The organism is Dyadobacter sp. 3J3, assembly GCF_009801115.1.
Taxonomy (GTDB): domain Bacteria; phylum Bacteroidota; class Bacteroidia; order Cytophagales; family Spirosomataceae; genus Dyadobacter.
This window is the reverse complement of the sequence record NZ_VTOL01000007.1, coordinates 130,374-147,271: the sequence shown is the minus strand read 5'-3', so window position 1 is coordinate 147,271 and position 16,898 is coordinate 130,374. Positions and strand designations below refer to the sequence as shown.

Annotated in this window: 15 protein-coding genes; 7 read left to right on the top strand and 8 right to left on the bottom strand. The window is 39.6% G+C overall.

The genetic code is table 11. From position 1 onward, the window contains the following. Positions 1 to 76: 76 nt before the first annotated feature. Positions 77 to 2,134 (bottom strand): ATP-dependent zinc metalloprotease FtsH, encoded by a 2,058-nt coding sequence (gene ftsH / locus FZF08_RS16460; protein WP_159470690.1) that lies wholly within the window; start codon positions 2,132 to 2,134, stop codon positions 77 to 79. 72 nt (positions 2,135 to 2,206) lie between these two features. Further along, positions 2,207 to 2,590, bottom strand: a complete 384-nt coding sequence (gene rsfS / locus FZF08_RS16455; protein ID WP_159470688.1) for a ribosome silencing factor — start codon at positions 2,588 to 2,590, stop codon at positions 2,207 to 2,209. A 47-nt stretch (positions 2,591 to 2,637) separates the two neighbouring features. Between rsfS and FZF08_RS16450 the strand changes: the two genes are divergently transcribed. Then, positions 2,638 to 3,405, top strand: coding sequence for a biotin--[acetyl-CoA-carboxylase] ligase (locus tag FZF08_RS16450; protein ID WP_159470686.1), 768 nt, complete (start codon positions 2,638 to 2,640; stop codon positions 3,403 to 3,405). On the opposite strand, the gene FZF08_RS16445 is transcribed toward FZF08_RS16450, so the two are convergent. Both FZF08_RS16445 and FZF08_RS16440 read right to left on the bottom strand, forming a co-directional pair. After that, positions 3,402 to 3,749: a transmembrane 220 family protein gene (locus FZF08_RS16445; RefSeq protein ID WP_159470684.1), complete on the bottom strand. Its 348-nt coding sequence runs from the start codon at positions 3,747 to 3,749 to the stop codon at positions 3,402 to 3,404. The genes FZF08_RS16450 and FZF08_RS16445 overlap by 4 nt on opposite strands. 82 nt (positions 3,750 to 3,831) lie before the next feature. Further along, positions 3,832 to 4,533: a tetratricopeptide repeat protein gene (locus FZF08_RS16440; RefSeq protein ID WP_159470682.1), complete on the bottom strand. Its 702-nt coding sequence runs from the start codon at positions 4,531 to 4,533 to the stop codon at positions 3,832 to 3,834. A gap of 281 nt (positions 4,534 to 4,814) precedes the next feature. Between FZF08_RS16440 and fsa the strand changes: the two genes are divergently transcribed. Both fsa and FZF08_RS16430 read left to right on the top strand, forming a co-directional pair. Then, a complete protein-coding gene (gene fsa / locus FZF08_RS16435) occupies positions 4,815 to 5,471 on the top strand; it encodes a fructose-6-phosphate aldolase (RefSeq protein WP_159470680.1) in 657 nt (218 codons plus the stop codon). Between the two features lie 88 nt (positions 5,472 to 5,559). Then, the gene (locus FZF08_RS16430; protein ID WP_159471100.1) at positions 5,560 to 6,234 is read left to right on the top strand and encodes a cell division ATP-binding protein FtsE; all 675 of its coding nucleotides are present in this window, start codon (positions 5,560 to 5,562) and stop codon (positions 6,232 to 6,234) included. 81 nt (positions 6,235 to 6,315) lie between these two features. On the opposite strand, the gene FZF08_RS16425 is transcribed toward FZF08_RS16430, so the two are convergent. Both FZF08_RS16425 and kdsB read right to left on the bottom strand, forming a co-directional pair. Next, a complete protein-coding gene (locus FZF08_RS16425; RefSeq protein WP_159470678.1) occupies positions 6,316 to 7,881 on the bottom strand; it encodes a bifunctional response regulator/alkaline phosphatase family protein in 1,566 nt (521 codons plus the stop codon). A gap of 158 nt (positions 7,882 to 8,039) precedes the next feature. Beyond that, a complete protein-coding gene (gene kdsB, locus FZF08_RS16420) occupies positions 8,040 to 8,780 on the bottom strand; it encodes a 3-deoxy-manno-octulosonate cytidylyltransferase (RefSeq protein WP_159470676.1) in 741 nt (246 codons plus the stop codon). A 57-nt stretch (positions 8,781 to 8,837) separates the two neighbouring features. On the opposite strand from kdsB, the gene FZF08_RS16415 reads away from it, so the two are divergent. The 4 genes from FZF08_RS16415 (at position 8,838) to FZF08_RS16400 (ending at position 11,725) form a co-directional block, all read left to right on the top strand. Beyond that, positions 8,838 to 9,629, top strand: coding sequence for a DUF4905 domain-containing protein (locus tag FZF08_RS16415; RefSeq protein WP_159470674.1), 792 nt, complete (start codon positions 8,838 to 8,840; stop codon positions 9,627 to 9,629). Then, entirely contained in the window at positions 9,630 to 10,613 is a 984-nt protein-coding gene (locus FZF08_RS16410) for a LysM peptidoglycan-binding domain-containing protein (RefSeq protein WP_159470672.1), read from the top strand. A gap of 94 nt (positions 10,614 to 10,707) precedes the next feature. Further along, complete coding sequence (locus FZF08_RS16405; protein ID WP_159470670.1) at positions 10,708 to 10,920, top strand: hypothetical protein; 213 nt, start codon at positions 10,708 to 10,710, stop codon at positions 10,918 to 10,920. Further along, a complete protein-coding gene (locus FZF08_RS16400; protein ID WP_409012661.1) occupies positions 10,889 to 11,725 on the top strand; it encodes a TIGR02757 family protein in 837 nt (278 codons plus the stop codon). Before FZF08_RS16405 ends, FZF08_RS16400 begins: the two co-directional genes overlap by 32 nt. Positions 11,726 to 12,124: 399 nt before the next feature. Here the strand turns inward: FZF08_RS16400 and FZF08_RS16395 are convergent, their stop codons facing one another. Both FZF08_RS16395 and FZF08_RS16390 read right to left on the bottom strand, forming a co-directional pair. Beyond that, the gene (locus tag FZF08_RS16395; RefSeq protein ID WP_409012662.1) at positions 12,125 to 15,517 is read right to left on the bottom strand and encodes a ThuA domain-containing protein; all 3,393 of its coding nucleotides are present in this window, start codon (positions 15,515 to 15,517) and stop codon (positions 12,125 to 12,127) included. A 191-nt stretch (positions 15,518 to 15,708) separates the two neighbouring features. Further along, on the bottom strand, positions 15,709 to 16,761 hold the full coding sequence (locus tag FZF08_RS16390; RefSeq protein ID WP_159470666.1) for a sugar phosphate isomerase/epimerase: 1,053 nt from the start codon (positions 16,759 to 16,761) through the stop codon (positions 15,709 to 15,711). Positions 16,762 to 16,898 lie beyond the last annotated feature (137 nt).

Sequence of the window (16,898 nt, the reverse complement as noted above, 5' to 3'; positions counted from 1 at the left end):
TATTAAACAAATGTACTTTAAAAATAAAAACCGGACAGTTTTGCTGCCCGGTTTTTACTATTTATCTCTTTGAAATTTATACAGCTGAAGAATCTTTATGTGCTGCAGCCAATTCGGCTTTGTCTTGTTCAAGTGTTTGTTTCACTGCTTCTTCATGAATCGCAGCTTCTTCATTCGAGCGACGGTTGATGTAAGCCTGATAACTTGTTTCCTTTTCGTAAGGACGTTTGCCAATCAGTTTTTCAAGATCACTTTGGAACAAGATTTCTTTTTCCAACAATTCCTGCGCAATCACTTCTAGAGCTTCACGTTTTTCGCTCAACATGTTTTTAACAAACTGATAAGCCTGTTCAATCAGTTTACGAACTTCTTCGTCAATCGCCTGTGAAGTCGACTCAGAATAAGGTTTCGTAAACGCGTAGTCACTTTGTTTTGAATCGTAATAAGACACATTTCCGATACGATCATTCATTCCGTACATCGTCACCATACTGTATGCAACTTTCGTTACACGTTCAAGATCACTTAATGCACCGGTTGAAATCTTCCCGAAAATAACATCTTCAGCAGCACGTCCGCCCAATGTCATACACATTTCGTCAAACAACTGCTCTGTACGATACAAATACTGTTCTCTTGGCAAATACTGTGCGTAACCTAATGCAGCAACACCACGAGGTACAATCGATACCTTAACCAATGGATCAGCGTGTTCAAGGAACCAGCCCGCTACTGCGTGACCAGCTTCATGGTACGCAACAATTTGTTTTTCTTCAGGAGAAATCAATTTGTTTTTCTTTTCCAAACCACCGATAACACGGTCCATGGCATCCTGGAAATCCTGCATCGTTACTTCTTCTCTGTCACGACGGGCAGCGATAAGCGCAGCTTCGTTACAAACGTTAGCAATTTCAGCACCTGCAAAACCAGGAGTTTGAGCTGCCAGTTTTTGAATATCAACATCAACCGAAAGTTTCAAAGGTTTTAAATGCACTTTGAAGATCGCTTCACGACCGATAACATCTGGTTTGTCAATTGAAATTTGTCTGTCAAAACGTCCAGGACGAAGCAATGCAGGATCTAAAACATCCGGACGGTTCGTTGCAGCTACGATAATAATTCCGGAATCGGTAGCAAAACCATCCATTTCAACAAGCAATGAGTTCAGTGTATTTTCACGTTCGTCATTTGACCCTGGCATAGCACCACGTCCACGAGAACGACCAACGGCATCAATTTCATCAATAAAGATAATACATGGCGCTTTTTCTTTTGCTTGTTTGAAAAGGTCACGAACACGAGCCGCACCTACGCCAACAAACATTTCAACAAAGTCAGAACCTGACAAAGAGAAGAATGGCACACCTGCTTCACCGGCAACCGCTTTCGCAAGCAAAGTTTTACCAGTACCCGGAGGGCCTACAAGGAGCGCACCTTTTGGAATTTTTGCACCTAGTTTTTTGAATTTGTCAGGGAACTGAAGATATTCAACAATTTCCTTTATTTCTTCTTTCGCTTCATCCAGACCGGCAACATCGTTAAAAGTGATCTTAACTTTGTTTTCAGCATCGAATAAAGTTGCACGGGAACGGCCAATATTAAATATCTGTCCACCAGGACCAACACCACCTGACATTCTGCCAAGAATGAAATACATCACCAGAATCATTATAATGAAAAAGCCCCAGGTTCCAAGAAAACTGGTCCAGTCATTCCGTGTGTCTACAACGAGCTCAATTTTATCATCATCAGGAACTTTTTCCTGAATCTTGTCCAGATCCTTTTTAAATGTTTCAGCCGAAGTCACCTGGAACTGATAATGAGAGACAGGCTCTCCTCCGAAATAATTACCGCCATTTTCCGCAGTAAGCACTTTATATTTATCAAGTTTAAGCGCTTCGGGTTTCAATGTTACTTCAACTGACTTATCATTTACAATAGTGACGCGTTGAACTTCCTTATCGGCAACCATTTTCTCAAAACGTTTCTGAGTCGTTTCACGAATAGTAGATGTTCTGTTAAGGTAAGTAATCCCCAAAATAGTAGCAATCAAAGCAGCTATGATCCATCCCTGATACCCTTTCTGCGGACTTTTAGGATTTAGTGGACCTCTTTTGTTATCGTTATCAGACATTCTTTATAATAATTAAGAGGAAATTTAATAAATAACATTTCGCATCTGATGAATGTTCACCCGCTACGATATTTACAGGACGGAATCTTCAAAGTGCGTTACAACCGCATCGCCCCAAAGCTCTTCCAAATCATAGTGTTTACGACGTTCTTTATTAAAAATGTGAGCCACTACATCCACATAATCAATTAATATCCACTCTCCATTGGCTTTTCCTTCTTTCTGCCAGGGGTCGGTTTTTGATATTTTGTAAACTTCGTCTTCCACCGAACCGGCCAAAGCATCTATTTGAGTGTCGGAATTACCCGAGCAAATTACAAAAAAATCTGTTATTGAATTCTTTACTTTTCTTAGATCAAGGATTGTGATATCCTCACCTTTCTTTTCTGACATCCCCTTAGCAATAAGGTCGGATAAATCTTTTGATGATAGTTCTGTATTTTTGCGTTGTTTCATGCTTATTTGATTCCCATTTCTATAAACCCTAAAGTAAAGTAAAAAAATTGTACAACTCTATATACGATACCTTAATAATAGGTAAAAAAGTTGTTTATCTGCCAAGTTGTCATTCAACAAACGACATAGCGGCTGAATTAGTGCGTAATGATGCAAGTATAGAGGGAGCTATTGTCATTACTGACGACCAGACAAAAGGACGGGGTCAAAGAGGTACAACCTGGGTAAGCCAGCCTCGGATGAACCTGACTATGTCCGTCATTCTTACTCCCATATTCTTGCCAATACAGGAACAATTTCTGATCAGTCAGGCAATGGCGCTTGGTATTTGGTCATACCTGAGCAACTATTCTGATAAAGTTAAGATAAAGTGGCCGAATGATATATATCTGGGCGACAAAAAGATCTGTGGGACGCTGATTGAAAACGGGATTCAGGGGACGAGACTGGCAACTTCGGTGGTCGGTATGGGTATCAATATAAACCAGATTAATTTCTCAAATCCCAGGGCGACTTCGCTGGCTAAGGAAAGAGGAGAGAATTTTATACTGTCTGATGAATTTTATCAATTAATTCTTCACCTGGATGCGTGGTATTTGAAATTAAAATCGACCAAACATAATAAGGAAATCCGTCAGGAATATCTCGAAAATTTATTTGGCTATAACCAGTTATGCCGGTTTCGTTACCAGAATGAGATTGTGTCCGGCACCGTAACAGGCATAACTGATTATGGGAAACTATGTGTCAGGTTTGAAAACCAGCCCGAAATAAAGGAACTGGATCTCAAAGAAGTTGAATGGATCTGGGATTAATCTTCAATTTTTGGTTTACCCCATTTCCCTAAAACTACCATAGCAAAGCAGCAAATCAGTAAACCGAGAGATTCGCGGGCTTCTTCTATGTTGATGCTTCGCATTTTGGCTTCTCCCCAAAAAATACCTTCAAAATGTGGAGGCCACTGAAAAATGGATGCTACCAGATATCCGGCTGCCAGGCCGTAAAATACCCAGGAAGGCCAAAGATTACTATAACTCATGTAACAGGCAAGCGCGGCGGCGCTGTATGTAAAAATCCAGATTGTAGCATCGGGATCATTAAATTGGAAATATGCGAAAAGCATAAAAAGCAATCCGAATATGATTTTGACAAATTTCATGTTGTATAAGATTAGTGGGTTTGTCGGTTTATGATAAAGATAAAATAACAATTTTATTACTTTTCGGGCAATAAGATTTTTATCATTTACAAAACTGACTGATTGCAGGTGTTGCATCTTCATAACCCAAATTCTGTGCCTGTTTCAAACTGCTGCATCCCAAATCTTTTTCTCCGTCGTACCATTCAGCTAAACCTAGTCCGTAAAATGCTTTTCCATATTGCGAATCCAGTTTTACTGTCTGGCGAAAGGCGAGGGTCGCTTTCTTGAAATCATTCTGACGATAATACGTATTGCCCAAATTGTACCAGGCCATTTTATTTTCCTGGTCAAGTTCCGTTGCTTTTTCAAAATCATGAATGGCAGGTTCCAGTTTGTCAAGAATAACATAAAGCTGGCCCCTGTTTAAAAATACATCCGAAGTATCCGGAGCAAGTGCTGCCGCTTTGTTATAATCTGTCAAAGCAGAATCCAGATGATTATCGTTTGTATATAAAAGCGCTCGGTTGAAATAGGGACGGTATGACGCAGGCTGCAATTTTATCGCCTGATTGAAATCCATGAGTGCACTCTGGAAATCTTTCATTTCGTAATAAGCCACACCGCGGGTATTCAAAGCTTCGGCGTTGGAAGTATTTTTTTCAATGGCTTTATTGAGGTATTCAATGGCTTCTTTGTTTTTGCCTTCTTTCATCAAATCTTTGCCTTTTTGCAGGAAAGCATCGGAAGAATTGGAGCAGGAATTAAGGAAAACTAAAAAAAATAAAAAAAATATTCGGTACATAATCACTCATTTATAGTTGGTTCGCACAAAAGTAAGACGAAAGATGAAATGAATGTTTTCTTTTTGTCAATAAAATGTCTTTATCTTTGCAACGGCAAATCGGAACTACCAGCTCCTTCCGAATCCCCCAGGTCCTGACGGAAGCAAGGGTAGGTGGTTGATGCGGTGAGATTCTCGGTTTGCCTTTTTTTATGCCCTTTCGCCTCGATTCCACAACTTTTTTTTGCTTTTAGTAATGGTTTCCTACTTTTGTGGGATAATTAAACTATTCAATTTTTGATATGAAATTTTTTATTGATACTGCCAATCTGAAAGAAATTAAAGAAGCACATGCTTTGGGCATACTTGATGGTGTTACAACAAATCCGTCACTTATGGCAAAAGAAGGAATTACAGGAAAGGATAATATCATGAGACACTACAAAGCGATCTGTGATATTGTTGACGGAGATGTAAGTGCGGAAGTTATTTCTGTTGATTTTGAGGGTATGGTTCGTGAAGGTGAAGAATTGATCGAGATTGATGATAAAATTGTTGTAAAAATTCCAATGATCAAAGAAGGTGTAAAGGCTTTGAAATATTTTTCAAGCAAAGGTATCCGTACCAACTGTACACTTATTTTCTCGGCCGGACAGGCGTTAATCGCTGCCAAGGCTGGTGCAACCTATGTTTCTCCATTTATTGGCCGTCTGGACGATATTTCTACGGATGGAATTGGCTTGATCGAACAAATCCTGACAATTTATCGTAACTACGGTTATGAAACTCAGGTTTTGGCGGCGTCAGTTCGTCACCCTATGCACATTATCCAATGCGCAGAAGTTGGCGCTGATGTAATGACGGGACCTTTGAGCGCAATGGAAGCATTGATGAAACATCCGCTTACGGATATCGGACTTGAAAAATTCCTTGCTGATTACAACAAAGGAAACGCTTGATAAGAACTTAGTTAAAAAAAGGTCAGATATTTGATTTTTCAAATATCTGACCTTTTCCCACATATGATTGTATGCTTTTGCTACTATGATTGAAACTACAGAGCCTATTGTAATACTGGAACGGGCTGATATTTATCAGGGCGACCGACCTGTATTGAATGATGTCCATTTTGAGATAAAAAATGGAGAATTTGTATATCTGATCGGCCGTACCGGAAGCGGAAAAAGTTCGCTCATGAAAACGCTTTACGGCGATTTGTGGCTTCATACAGGTTCTGCCAAAGTGGTTGGTTACGAGCTTCATAATATCAAAAGAGCCGATATCCCTTTTCTGAGACGTAAAATCGGGATTGTATTCCAGGATTTTCAATTGCTTTCAGATCGTTCTGTGGAGGACAATTTGTCATTTGTACTCCGGGCAACAGGGTGGGAGCAGCAGGCAAAAATCTCAAAACGTATCGCAGAAGTTTTGATGCAGGTAGGATTGGGGACTTCTCAAAAGAAAATGCCTCATCAACTTTCCGGTGGAGAGCAGCAGCGTGTGGTAATAGCCCGTGCAATGCTGAATGAACCGCGAATTCTTATTGCAGATGAACCAACGGGAAATCTGGATCCGGAAGTAGGAGATCAGATTATGCAGGTTTTTAAAACCATCAACAACGCAGGAACTGCGATTTTAATGGCAACCCATAATTACGAATTCCTAAAAAAATTCCCGGCACGTACTATTAAGTGTGAAAACGGACTGGTTACCGAAGGATAAAATATAGAAATTATAAAAAAAGTGAGGGCTGGGAAATTAAATTTCCCAGCCCTCACTTTTTTATATAATGCTAATCTGAAATTACTTCGCAGTCAAATCAATAAACGGAATAATAACTTCTTCCAGAGAAACACCTCCATGCTGGAAGGTGTCCCGATAAAGATTTACGTACTGATTATAATTGTTTGGATAAGCGAAGAAATAATCTTCTTTCGTAAATACGTAGGAAGTAGAAACGTGCGGTTTTGGTAAAAATATACGTTCAGGTTTACGGCAAACCATCAAATGATTATCATCAAAACCAAGATTTTTTCCATGTTTGTAACGCAAATTTGTATTCGTTTCGCGGTAACCTATAATCTTCACCGGCTTCTGAACACGAATCATACCATGATCCGTTGTTAAAATCAGACGACATTTTTTCTCTGCCACCTTTTTTATAAATTCCAAAAGTGGAGAATGCAGTAACCATGATTTTGTGATAGAACGGTAAGCAGCTTCATCAGGAGCAAGCTCTTTAATCATCTGAACGTCCGTCCGGGCGTGCGAAAGCATATCAACAAAATTATAAACAACTACATTTAACTGGTTGTTTAATAAATTGTTAAAGTTGTCAATCAGTGATTTCCCCTGATTGGTATTCAGGATTTTATGATACGAAGATTTGATATTGAAATGATTTGTTTCCAATTGTTTTTGCAGGAAATCATATTCATGGTTGTTCAGACCTTCTTCACCGTCAGGCGTATTTTCATCACTTACCCACCACTGCGGATGTTTTCTTTCCATTTCGCTTGGCATCATACCGGAGAAAATGGCATTGCGTGCGTAACCGGTCGTGGTAGGAAGAATGGAGTAGTAAGAACTTTCTTCTTCGATATTAAAATATTCCTGAATGATCGGCTGGATCACTTTCCACTGATCATAACGGAAATTATCAATCAATAAAAAGAAAACCGGTTCAGTGGATTTTTTTAGGTAAGGGAATACTTTTTGCTTCATTAACTGATGCGAAAGTACCGGGCGGTCTGCTTTTGGATCGTTCAGCCAGCCTTCATATTCCTGCTCGATAAATTTACAAAAGTTCGCATTCGCATCACTTTTCTGCATGCTGAAAACCTCTGACATACCCTGGTCATCAGAATTTTCAAGCTCTAATTCCCAATAAATAAGCTTTTTATAGATATCGGCCCACTCTTCATGACCGATTCTGTCCTGATATTGCATAGCCAGATTTCTGAATTCCTGCTGATAACTCAGCGTGGTTTTTTCAGTAACAAGTCTCTTGTTATCAAGTATTTTTTTAACAGAAAGTAAAATCTGGTTCGGGTTAAGCGGCTTAATAAGATAATCATCGATTTTTGAACCGATGGCATCTTCCATTATATGCTCTTCTTCACTTTTGGTGATCATTACAACCGGTAATGTAGGCTGCAATTGTTTTATTTGCGCAAGGGTTTCCAAGCCGGTCATCCCCGGCATCATTTCATCTAAAAAGACAATATCAAATCGCTCATTTTCAATTCGGTCCAAGGCATCTGCTCCACTGTTAACCGGTGTAACATCATACCCCTTATTGGTCAAAAACATGATATGAGGTTTAAGAAGATCTATTTCATCATCTGCCCAAAGAATTTTATTTTGCATATGTGTTATTTCAATTAGTACTGTTTAAAACAAAGAAAAACAACGTGCCAGTGAGATCTGTGGTATTAAAAAGTTGTGTTTTTAACAAAATTTAAAGGTTTTTACCTGCTCCGGAGTCACATTTGATTTTGTAATTTACTACTTAATAATCTTAATTTTCAGGATAAAAATTTCCTTGTTACGCGGTCCAGATCGTCCGGCGTATCCACTCCGTGAGAATCATCCGATGTAACCACCGCTTTTATCGAATATCCATTTTCCAGCCAGCGCAATTGTTCCAGCGATTCCGCTTTTTCCAGTGAAGAAACTTCCAGTTTTGTTATCGCTTCAAGGACGTCAACGCGGTATGCATAAATCCCGATATGTTTGTAAAAGGTATGGGAATCAAGCCATTTTTCAGGTTCTACGCCACGCAGATAAGGAATTGTCTGTCTGCTGAAATAAAGAACTTCCTGCCGTTTGTTCAATACGGCTTTCGGCACGTTAACGTTGCAGAGAATATCCTGGCTGTCGATAACTTTAACCAGCGTTGCCAGTTCGATAGTTCCGTCGAGTACTTTTGCCAGACTGTTAATTGGTTCAGGACTTATGAACGGTTCGTCGCCCTGGATATTAATTACGTAGTCGTAACTTCCCTCCGTTTTCTGCAAGGCTTCAAAACAACGGTCGGTACCGCTTTGATGATTTTCTGAGGTCATTACGGCCTTTCCTCCAAACTGATGTACGTGATTTAATATTCTTTCATCATCTGTTGCTACAATAATCTGACTGAGATGCGTAGCTTTGGAGGATTGTTCATATACACGCTGGATCATGGATTTTCCGCCAATATCTACGAGAGCTTTGGCCGGAAAACGGGTTGATGCATAGCGCGCTGGTATTATTCCTAGTATCTGCACGTATTTAAAGTTTGAATGATGTCATTTTCAATTTTGTTTCAAAATAAAGCTAAAATTTTGCAAAAACTGTTTTCACATACGTTTTCACAAAATATCTGGCGAATACTTCCGCACACCGATCCTGACAGAAGTGAATGGGCAGTCGAATTACGGGAAAGTTCGGAAAAGAATATATCGTTTGCCATGATTGATTTAAACGTTCCCGAATTGAGCTGGCAAGTTACGCCGGAAGGAGCAGATTGGTGGACTTCTTTGACTGCATTTTCCGGAGATCATATTTTTTTGCACAACTATAGGTACCCGGATATGCCCCAGCCAACGGATCTGCTGGCAATAGATTCAAAGACAGGAAATTTGCTTTGGGCGTTGCCTAACTACGTATTAGTCCGAACGTTACATAATGATCAGCTGGAAGTTGCAACTTTTAAAAGTGATCAGTTCCAAAAATCAATTTTTGATGTAAAAACGGAAATACTAACTCCTGTGGCAGAAGAAATTAATCTGCCGGCACCGGAAATAATTTTAAAACAACCTGTTCGTTACAAGGAAAGAAATGTATATTTTGACCGGCTTGCCTCTTTTTTAACCGATATAACCGGGATTTCTAAACCCATTTGTATTGATTATTTGGATGAAAGGCCCTATATGATGTTTTCTTATTATATTTACGAGCAGGAAAAGGTAGCGCAATATCTTCTTATCGTTACAGATCAAAAAGAAATCGTTTTTAAGGAAAAAATTTCTGAGGGCAGGGATGGCGTTGGCCAGTCGACCATGATGCTGAAAAATAAAGTATTGGTATATCTAAAAAATAATAACGAGTTTTCGAGTTTAACATTTTCATACTGAATGAAATACATAGTTTACCTAGCCATTTTGGCAGGTTTTTTAAAAGGAGCGGCAAATGCCCGTGCGAATGGAGTGAGTGTTGTTGATTCTATCGGGTATGAAAAAGTAGGCGGTAAAATTTATGTTTTACATAAGGTTAATCAAGGACAAACAATGTTCGCTGTCGTAAGACAGTATGGCACTACGATTCAGTCACTACGAGATGCAAATCCGGGAATCAGCGATAATGTTCAGTTTGGACAAACGCTTCGTGTTCCTTATACTCCAAGAACAAAGAAAAAAGAGGAAGCAAAAAAGGAAGAGCCTAAAAAGGAGGTCGCTAAAGCGCCTGTAAAAGATTCAGCTCCATTGCCTCCGCCTCCTGCAACAACATCAGCTCCAACTGCGGATGCGAAAGTTTCTGTGGCGCCCAACGGAGTTCATAAAGTGGAAGCTGGTCAAACGCTTTACCGCGTTGCAGTTAAATATGGTGTTTTGATGGCAGATATTCGTAAATGGAATAATTTGAAAGATGATAACCTTACGGACGGACAGGAATTAATTGTCAGCGAAAAAGCTGCTGAAAAAAGTAAGCAGCCTGCCCCTGAACCTGAACCAAAGAAAGTGGTAACGAATGTGGTTAAAGATTCAGTGAGAGCAAAAGCGGCTGTTGCGGAAAAAATCATGAAACCGGTAGAAGAAGTTGCGCCGCCCAAAGTGGTTACCGGCAAGCGTAAATCTGAGTCAGGTTTGGCTGAGGTTATTGAAACGGATGAAAGCACAAGCAAATTTTTGGCTTTACACCGCACTGCGCCTATTGGAGCATTGGTAGAAGTTTTGAACGAATATAATCAGGAAAAGATCATTGTAAGAGTGATCGGCAGAATTCCTGATACGAGTGTGAATGATGATATTGTTATAAAATTATCGTCCCGCGCTTTTGAAAAAGTTTCTCCTAACAGCAAGAGATTTAGGGCTGTTATCAGTTATCTGGATAATAATTAAAGTATATTTTGAAATTTAAATGAACCGGGATTGGTTTTATCAATAGTAATGACGAAAAATTAATCTGGCATACACAAATTCTGAATAATAAATAATGAAGCATTCACCTCAGTTCCGATCTAAAAGAGAAGAAGAAAGAGCAGCTGCAAAAAACACGACAGGCTATAAAATATGGAGTGTTATGTTTACGATTATGTATCCTTTTATAGCTGTTTTTACTTTCGCGTTTTCTTGCATTGTGATGTTCTTCTCCGGAATATCGAGAGTTTTGGCTTATGTGTTGGGAAGAGGTCATGCTGGAAATTGAAATTGAAATAATTCCTATTTCCCAATCGATTACTGATTTACTGGAAGCAAAAGCTGAACAATACAACCAGCCGGATTTTATTCCTTTTGATCCAATCAGTATTCCACATCGTTTTTCCAAAAAACAGGATATTGAGATCATGGGTTTCTGGGCAGCAGTACTTGCCTGGGGGCAAAGGAAAACGATCATCAACAAATGTCTGGAATTGTCCTCATTGATGGATGATGCTCCCTACGATTTTATAAAAAACCACCAGGAAACTGATCTTAAAAGATTCCTAAACTTCAAGCACCGTACTTTTAACGCTACGGATACGCTTTATTTTCTCCACTTTTTTCAAAATTATTACAACAAATATGATTCGCTGGAAAATGCTTTCAGTGATCATATGGCAGAATCTGATATCACAATTGAAAACGGATTAATCGGTTTTCATGATTTGTTTAGCAACTCTGAAAATTTTCCTTTACGAACCAGAAAACATATTGCTACGCCAGTTCGTAAATCGTCGTGTAAGCGATTGAATATGTTTTTGAGGTGGATGGTCAGAAAAGATGACAAAGGTGTGGATTTCGGGATTTGGGATACTATTAAACCTTCGCAGCTTGTTTGTCCATGTGACGTGCATGTGGACCGGATTGCAAGAAAACTAGGGTTGATCCAAAGGCCGGTTACCGATTGGCGCACAGCGGTGGAATTGACAGCTTCCTTGCGTTTGTTAAATCCAAATGATCCTGTTTTATATGATTTTGCCTTGTTTGGTTTAGGGATTGAAGGATTTGCGAAAGAGGAATTTTTAATTTGACTTTATTGATTGTGTGCGTCTTTTCCCGCATTTCTTATACCACCCTTTTAGGGTTTGGGTTTCTCGGCTCAAATTACCTTTTCAATACTAATGTCATCCCTTCGGGATTTTGAATTTGTTGACCCACAGATCTCAGCTCATTCAGATTTTTATTTAAAAATCGAAATTTCACATTCAATCAAACCTATTTATTTCAAAAAATTTCTGTAACAACAATCCTGACGGGATGATATTATTATAGCAGGGAAGATGCGACTATGTTGTTTAACCCTGAAAGGGTGACATATGAAATGCGATAAAATATAGATATACTGCTTTACTAATCAATACCGTTTTAAATGAAAAATCCCTGCCGACGATCATCAGCAGGGATTTTCTTTTAAAATTGTAACTTGATAACTATTTCGCGTTTTCTTTAAAATCTATCGTGTCAATTGCAAAAAGCGGTTTACCATTAGCAGATGGATTTTTGAAAACAAATACAACTTTATGCTTTTTATTATCTGCCGGTGCTTTAACCGGAATATTGAGGGTTTCAGAAGAAGATACATTAGCTTCCCCTATTTTGAGTCCGTCTGGAGTATCAAGGTGCGCTTCTAAAATTCCCCCCGCAGTTTTATCGCTACTTATTACTGCAACTGTTAGTGTAGAAATATCTGTCAGGTCAATATCATCAAAAGCAATATAACTTCCGTTCGCAGAACCCAAAACAACTTCCGGGCCGGATGGCATTTTGTACTTCATGAAATTTTTTCCATCATCGAATGTATTTGCTTGCAATTTGGCAGGACGCAGTGCAATGGTTTTTGAACCTGTTAAAGGTCCCATTGTTCCATTTCCTTTATCCGTATAGCTTGCTGTGAAAATGTAAGAGCCATCTTTTTTCCTGGCTTCTGTTACGTAAGAGCTATTCAATGGCTTTTTATCAACAACCTGTTTTTTAGCAAGTGAAAGAATGTATTTAACCATTTCTTCAACTTCTTCGGGTTTGTGCTGAGGATGCGCTGCCATCGCTTGTTCACCCCAAACACCGCCGCCGCCTTTGATGACTTTATCTGTCAGGGTTTTCAAAGAATTACGTTCTTTCTCATATCTTTTGGCAACTTCGATATAAGCAGGTCCAATTGATTTCTTATCAACCGAATGACAAGCCTTGCAGTCACTTAGTTCAATCAGTCGTTTTCCGGTATCAAATCCTGTATTAGCCTGATGACCTTGGGCTAGTAACGTTTTATCGAAACCTTCAAGGTAATTGATTGTCAACGTAACTTCGTCTTCCGGGATGGTTTTCTTTACAAGACTTCCATCTTCTTTGTCAGAAACTGCAACTTGATACTGAACCGGCTTATCATTCCAGTAAAATGTTTTGTTTCCCTTAATGGCCACATCAACCTGAGGAATTGCATTTCCGGCCATGATCGTTACTTCGGAAGTGTTACTGTTTCCAGCACTGTCTGTCACTTTCAGGATTGCAGTATATTCACCTGGTTTTGTATAAGTGAAAGTGGGGTTTGGCAAAGTGCTTTTTCCTTGGCCTTTTCCAAATGACCATTCATATTTAATTGCATCGCCATCGTAATCGAGTGATCCTTTTGATGAAAATGCTACTTTTAAAGGACTAGCTCCTGTGGTATTTGAAGCTTTTGCAGTTGCAACAGGAACACGGTTTCCGGCATTGAAAGTAATATGAGACAGACTTGCTTCATCATTTTGGGCAAACCAGTTGGGGCCGTATTCCAAAGTGTACAAGGATCCATCACTGGCAAACTGCATGTCCATCGGGTGACTGAATTTACCATTCGGCATAAAGCGTTCGATATTGATCAGATCGCCTTTTTCATTCATCGTTACAATGTTGATATAGTCACGGATCCAGTCATAAGCGAAAAATTTTCCATTATAATAATCCGGGAATTTATCTTTTCCCGCTTTAAAATCATTGGTGTAGTAAACCGGTCCGGCCATTGCATTTCTACCACCTTTGCCCACAATAGGACCAAATTCAGGAGAATCTGCATAAGGATACCAGATAAAAGCCGGTTGCGCCGGTGGTAATTTTGTAATACCGGTATTATGAGGAGAATCATTGATTGGCGCCGCCGGATCAAATGGTTTTCCGGAAGTACTATCAGCAAAATTAAAACTGACATACGGTTTATTATCTCCAATAAATAGGGGATAACCAAAATATCCGGCTTTTCTGGCCTGGTTTACTTCGTCATATCCGCGAGGTCCTCGTTTGGGATTATCATCAGACGCATCCGGTCCCACATCTCCCCAATACACATAACCTGTATGCTGATCAACAGAAATACGGTAGGGGTTACGTGTTCCCATGACATAAATTTCAGGTCGGGTTCGGCGGTCGTCACCGTTTTCTGTACCCACAGGGAATAAATTGCCCTCAGGAATATCATAAAGATTAGTCCCGCCCGGCATATTCGCGCGACGATCACCGTAACGTGGTTTTATACGAAGAATTTTTCCGCGGAATGAATTTGTATTGGAAGAAGAATGGCGTCCATCCCAGCCTTCACGACCCGGGCGACCATCAATCGGGCCGTATCCATCCGACTGAAATGGATTTACATCATCACCCGTTGACAGGTATAGATTTCCTTTGGCATCCCAGGCGATAGAACCACCTGTATGACAGCAATCGGTTCTTTTTACCGGTACTTTTAACAAGTTTTCTTCTGTCGATAACAACAGTGTATCCTTGATGTCATCATATTTAAAACGTGATAAATGCTGTGCGGTATCCGCTTCGGTGGAAGGTGGAGAGTAATATAAGTAAACCAGTTTGTTGGTTTTGAAATTCGGGTCAATATTCAATCCCATTAATCCATATTCCTGTTTTGTATAAACAGGAACTTCCGCTACGATTTTTACTTTACCCGTTTTAGGATTGTACAATTTCAGTTTTCCTTTTCTCTCTGCAAATAAAACACGCTGATCTTCAAGAACGACCAGTTCTGTTGGTTCGTCAAGTTTAGTGGCCAGTACTTTTTTGGTAAAACGGTTTTCTTCCGGACGAGATTTCGAGTAATCCAGCTTGGTAGCCATTACATACTTTAACCCGCCCATCAAATGTTTCAGAAATACCGGATTTTCAAAAGTGGCATCTTCGTGACCAAAATTGGTGTAAAAAGCTTTTCCGCCATCAAATTCATGATACCATGACATGGGATGATCTTTACCCATTTTACCATCTTTATAAGACTTTTCATCAATCTTAACCAGAACGGTTACTTGTGAATTGAAAGTCTTGAAATCGTAGAATTCATCTTTGATTTTCCAGCGATCCGGAAAGCCTTCCATAGATGGATGCTCGCGGTTTACCACGTACGCTTCTCCATTCTGTACATTCGGATTTCCAGGATGACTTGCAAAATAGGCACCTGCAAGTTTGTTGTACCACTGCCAGTCATATTCGGTATCGGTTGCTGCATGAATACCAAGATATCCGCCGCCGGCTTGAATGTAATGTTCAAAAGCTTCCTGTTGATTGTCATTCAGTACATTTCCAGTTGTGTTAAGGAAAATAACGGCGCTGTATTTTCTAAGATTTTTTTCTGTGAAAAGGGCAGCATTTTCGGTTGTATCAACGCTGAAACCATTTTCTGTTCCCAGTTTGGCAATGGCAACTTTTCCTGCGCCAATAGAGCCATGACGGAAACCGGCAGTTTTTGAAAATATCAGAACACGTTTCTCGGGTGTAACAGATTGTGCAGTGACGGTAATAGAAAAACAAATGCATAGTGCAAAACAAAATACATTCAGGTAATTCATCTTTTTTTTACGGAATTGATCCTTCATTATCAGGCTTAATTGGGTTTATTAAAAGGTCGTGGTTTATTTACTTATAAACGGGTATTTTCTACTACTTTTATTAAATAAATTCCAATAAGATGTATGAAAAAACCTATCACTCATAAGAACGATAGGTTTTTATTATACTTGTTATAAAGACAATTATTTAATTACAGACCTAACGCTCTGCGGTTGAATGCTTCGTCTGCACCTGTTCCTGCAAAATCATCAAATGCTTTTGTCGTCACCTCTATTATTTGATTAGCGATGAAAGGAGCGCCTTCCGCAGCACCTTGTACCGGTGATTTTATACAGCATTCCCATTCCAAAACTGCCCAGCTATCATAATCATACTGAGAAAGTTTTGAGAAAATACCTTTGAAATCCACCTGGCCATCACCTAACGAACGGAAACGTCCTGCGCGGTCCGCCCATCCTGCGAAACCACTGTAAACACCTTGTTTTCCGGTTGGATTGAACTCGGCATCTTTTACGTGGAATGCTTTGATACGGTCGTGGTATAGATCAATGAATTGTAAATAATCCAGTTGTTGTAATACAAAATGACTTGGATCATAATTGATATTCGCTCTTGTATGTCCGTCGAGGTAATCAACAAACATTTCAAAAGTAGAACCGTCAAAAAGATCTTCTCCCGGGTGAAGTTCGTAACAAAGATCCACTCCGTTTTCGTCATAAACATCTAAAATTGGTTTCCAACGTGCAGCCAATTCTTTGAATGCAGTTTCGACTAAACCAGCCGGGCGTTGCGGCCATGGGTATAAAAATGGCCACGCCAAAGCACCTGAAAAAGTTGCACTTGCTTTTAGTCCAAGATTTTTACTGGCAACGGCTGTATACTTCAATTGCTGCGTAGCCCATTCTGCTCTTGCTTTTGGATTGTTGCGCACTTCCGGAGCTGCAAAACCGTCATACATTTCATCATAAACCGGATGCGAAGCAACCAGCTGACCGATAATATGTGAGGCAAGTTCAGTAATTTCCAAGCCTTTGTCTTTCAGCTTTCCTTTCAATTCATCAGCATAAGTCTGAGATTCAGCAGCAAGTTTAATGTCAATAACGCGTGGATCCCAAATAGGTAGCTGAACACCTTTATAGCCCAGATCAGCCATATAGGTTGTTATACCATCGAGGGTATTAAATGGAGCCTCATCACCCAAAAACTGAGCAAGAAAAATTCCAGGTCCTTTTATAGTTTTCATGATTTTTAATTTTGAATGATAGATTGAGTGAATGATAGAATGGCGGGAACAAACTTAATGGCTTGAACTGCTTCTGGCGTTTCACTTTAATTTTGAATGATAGAATTAGTGAATGATAGAATGGCGGTAACAAACTT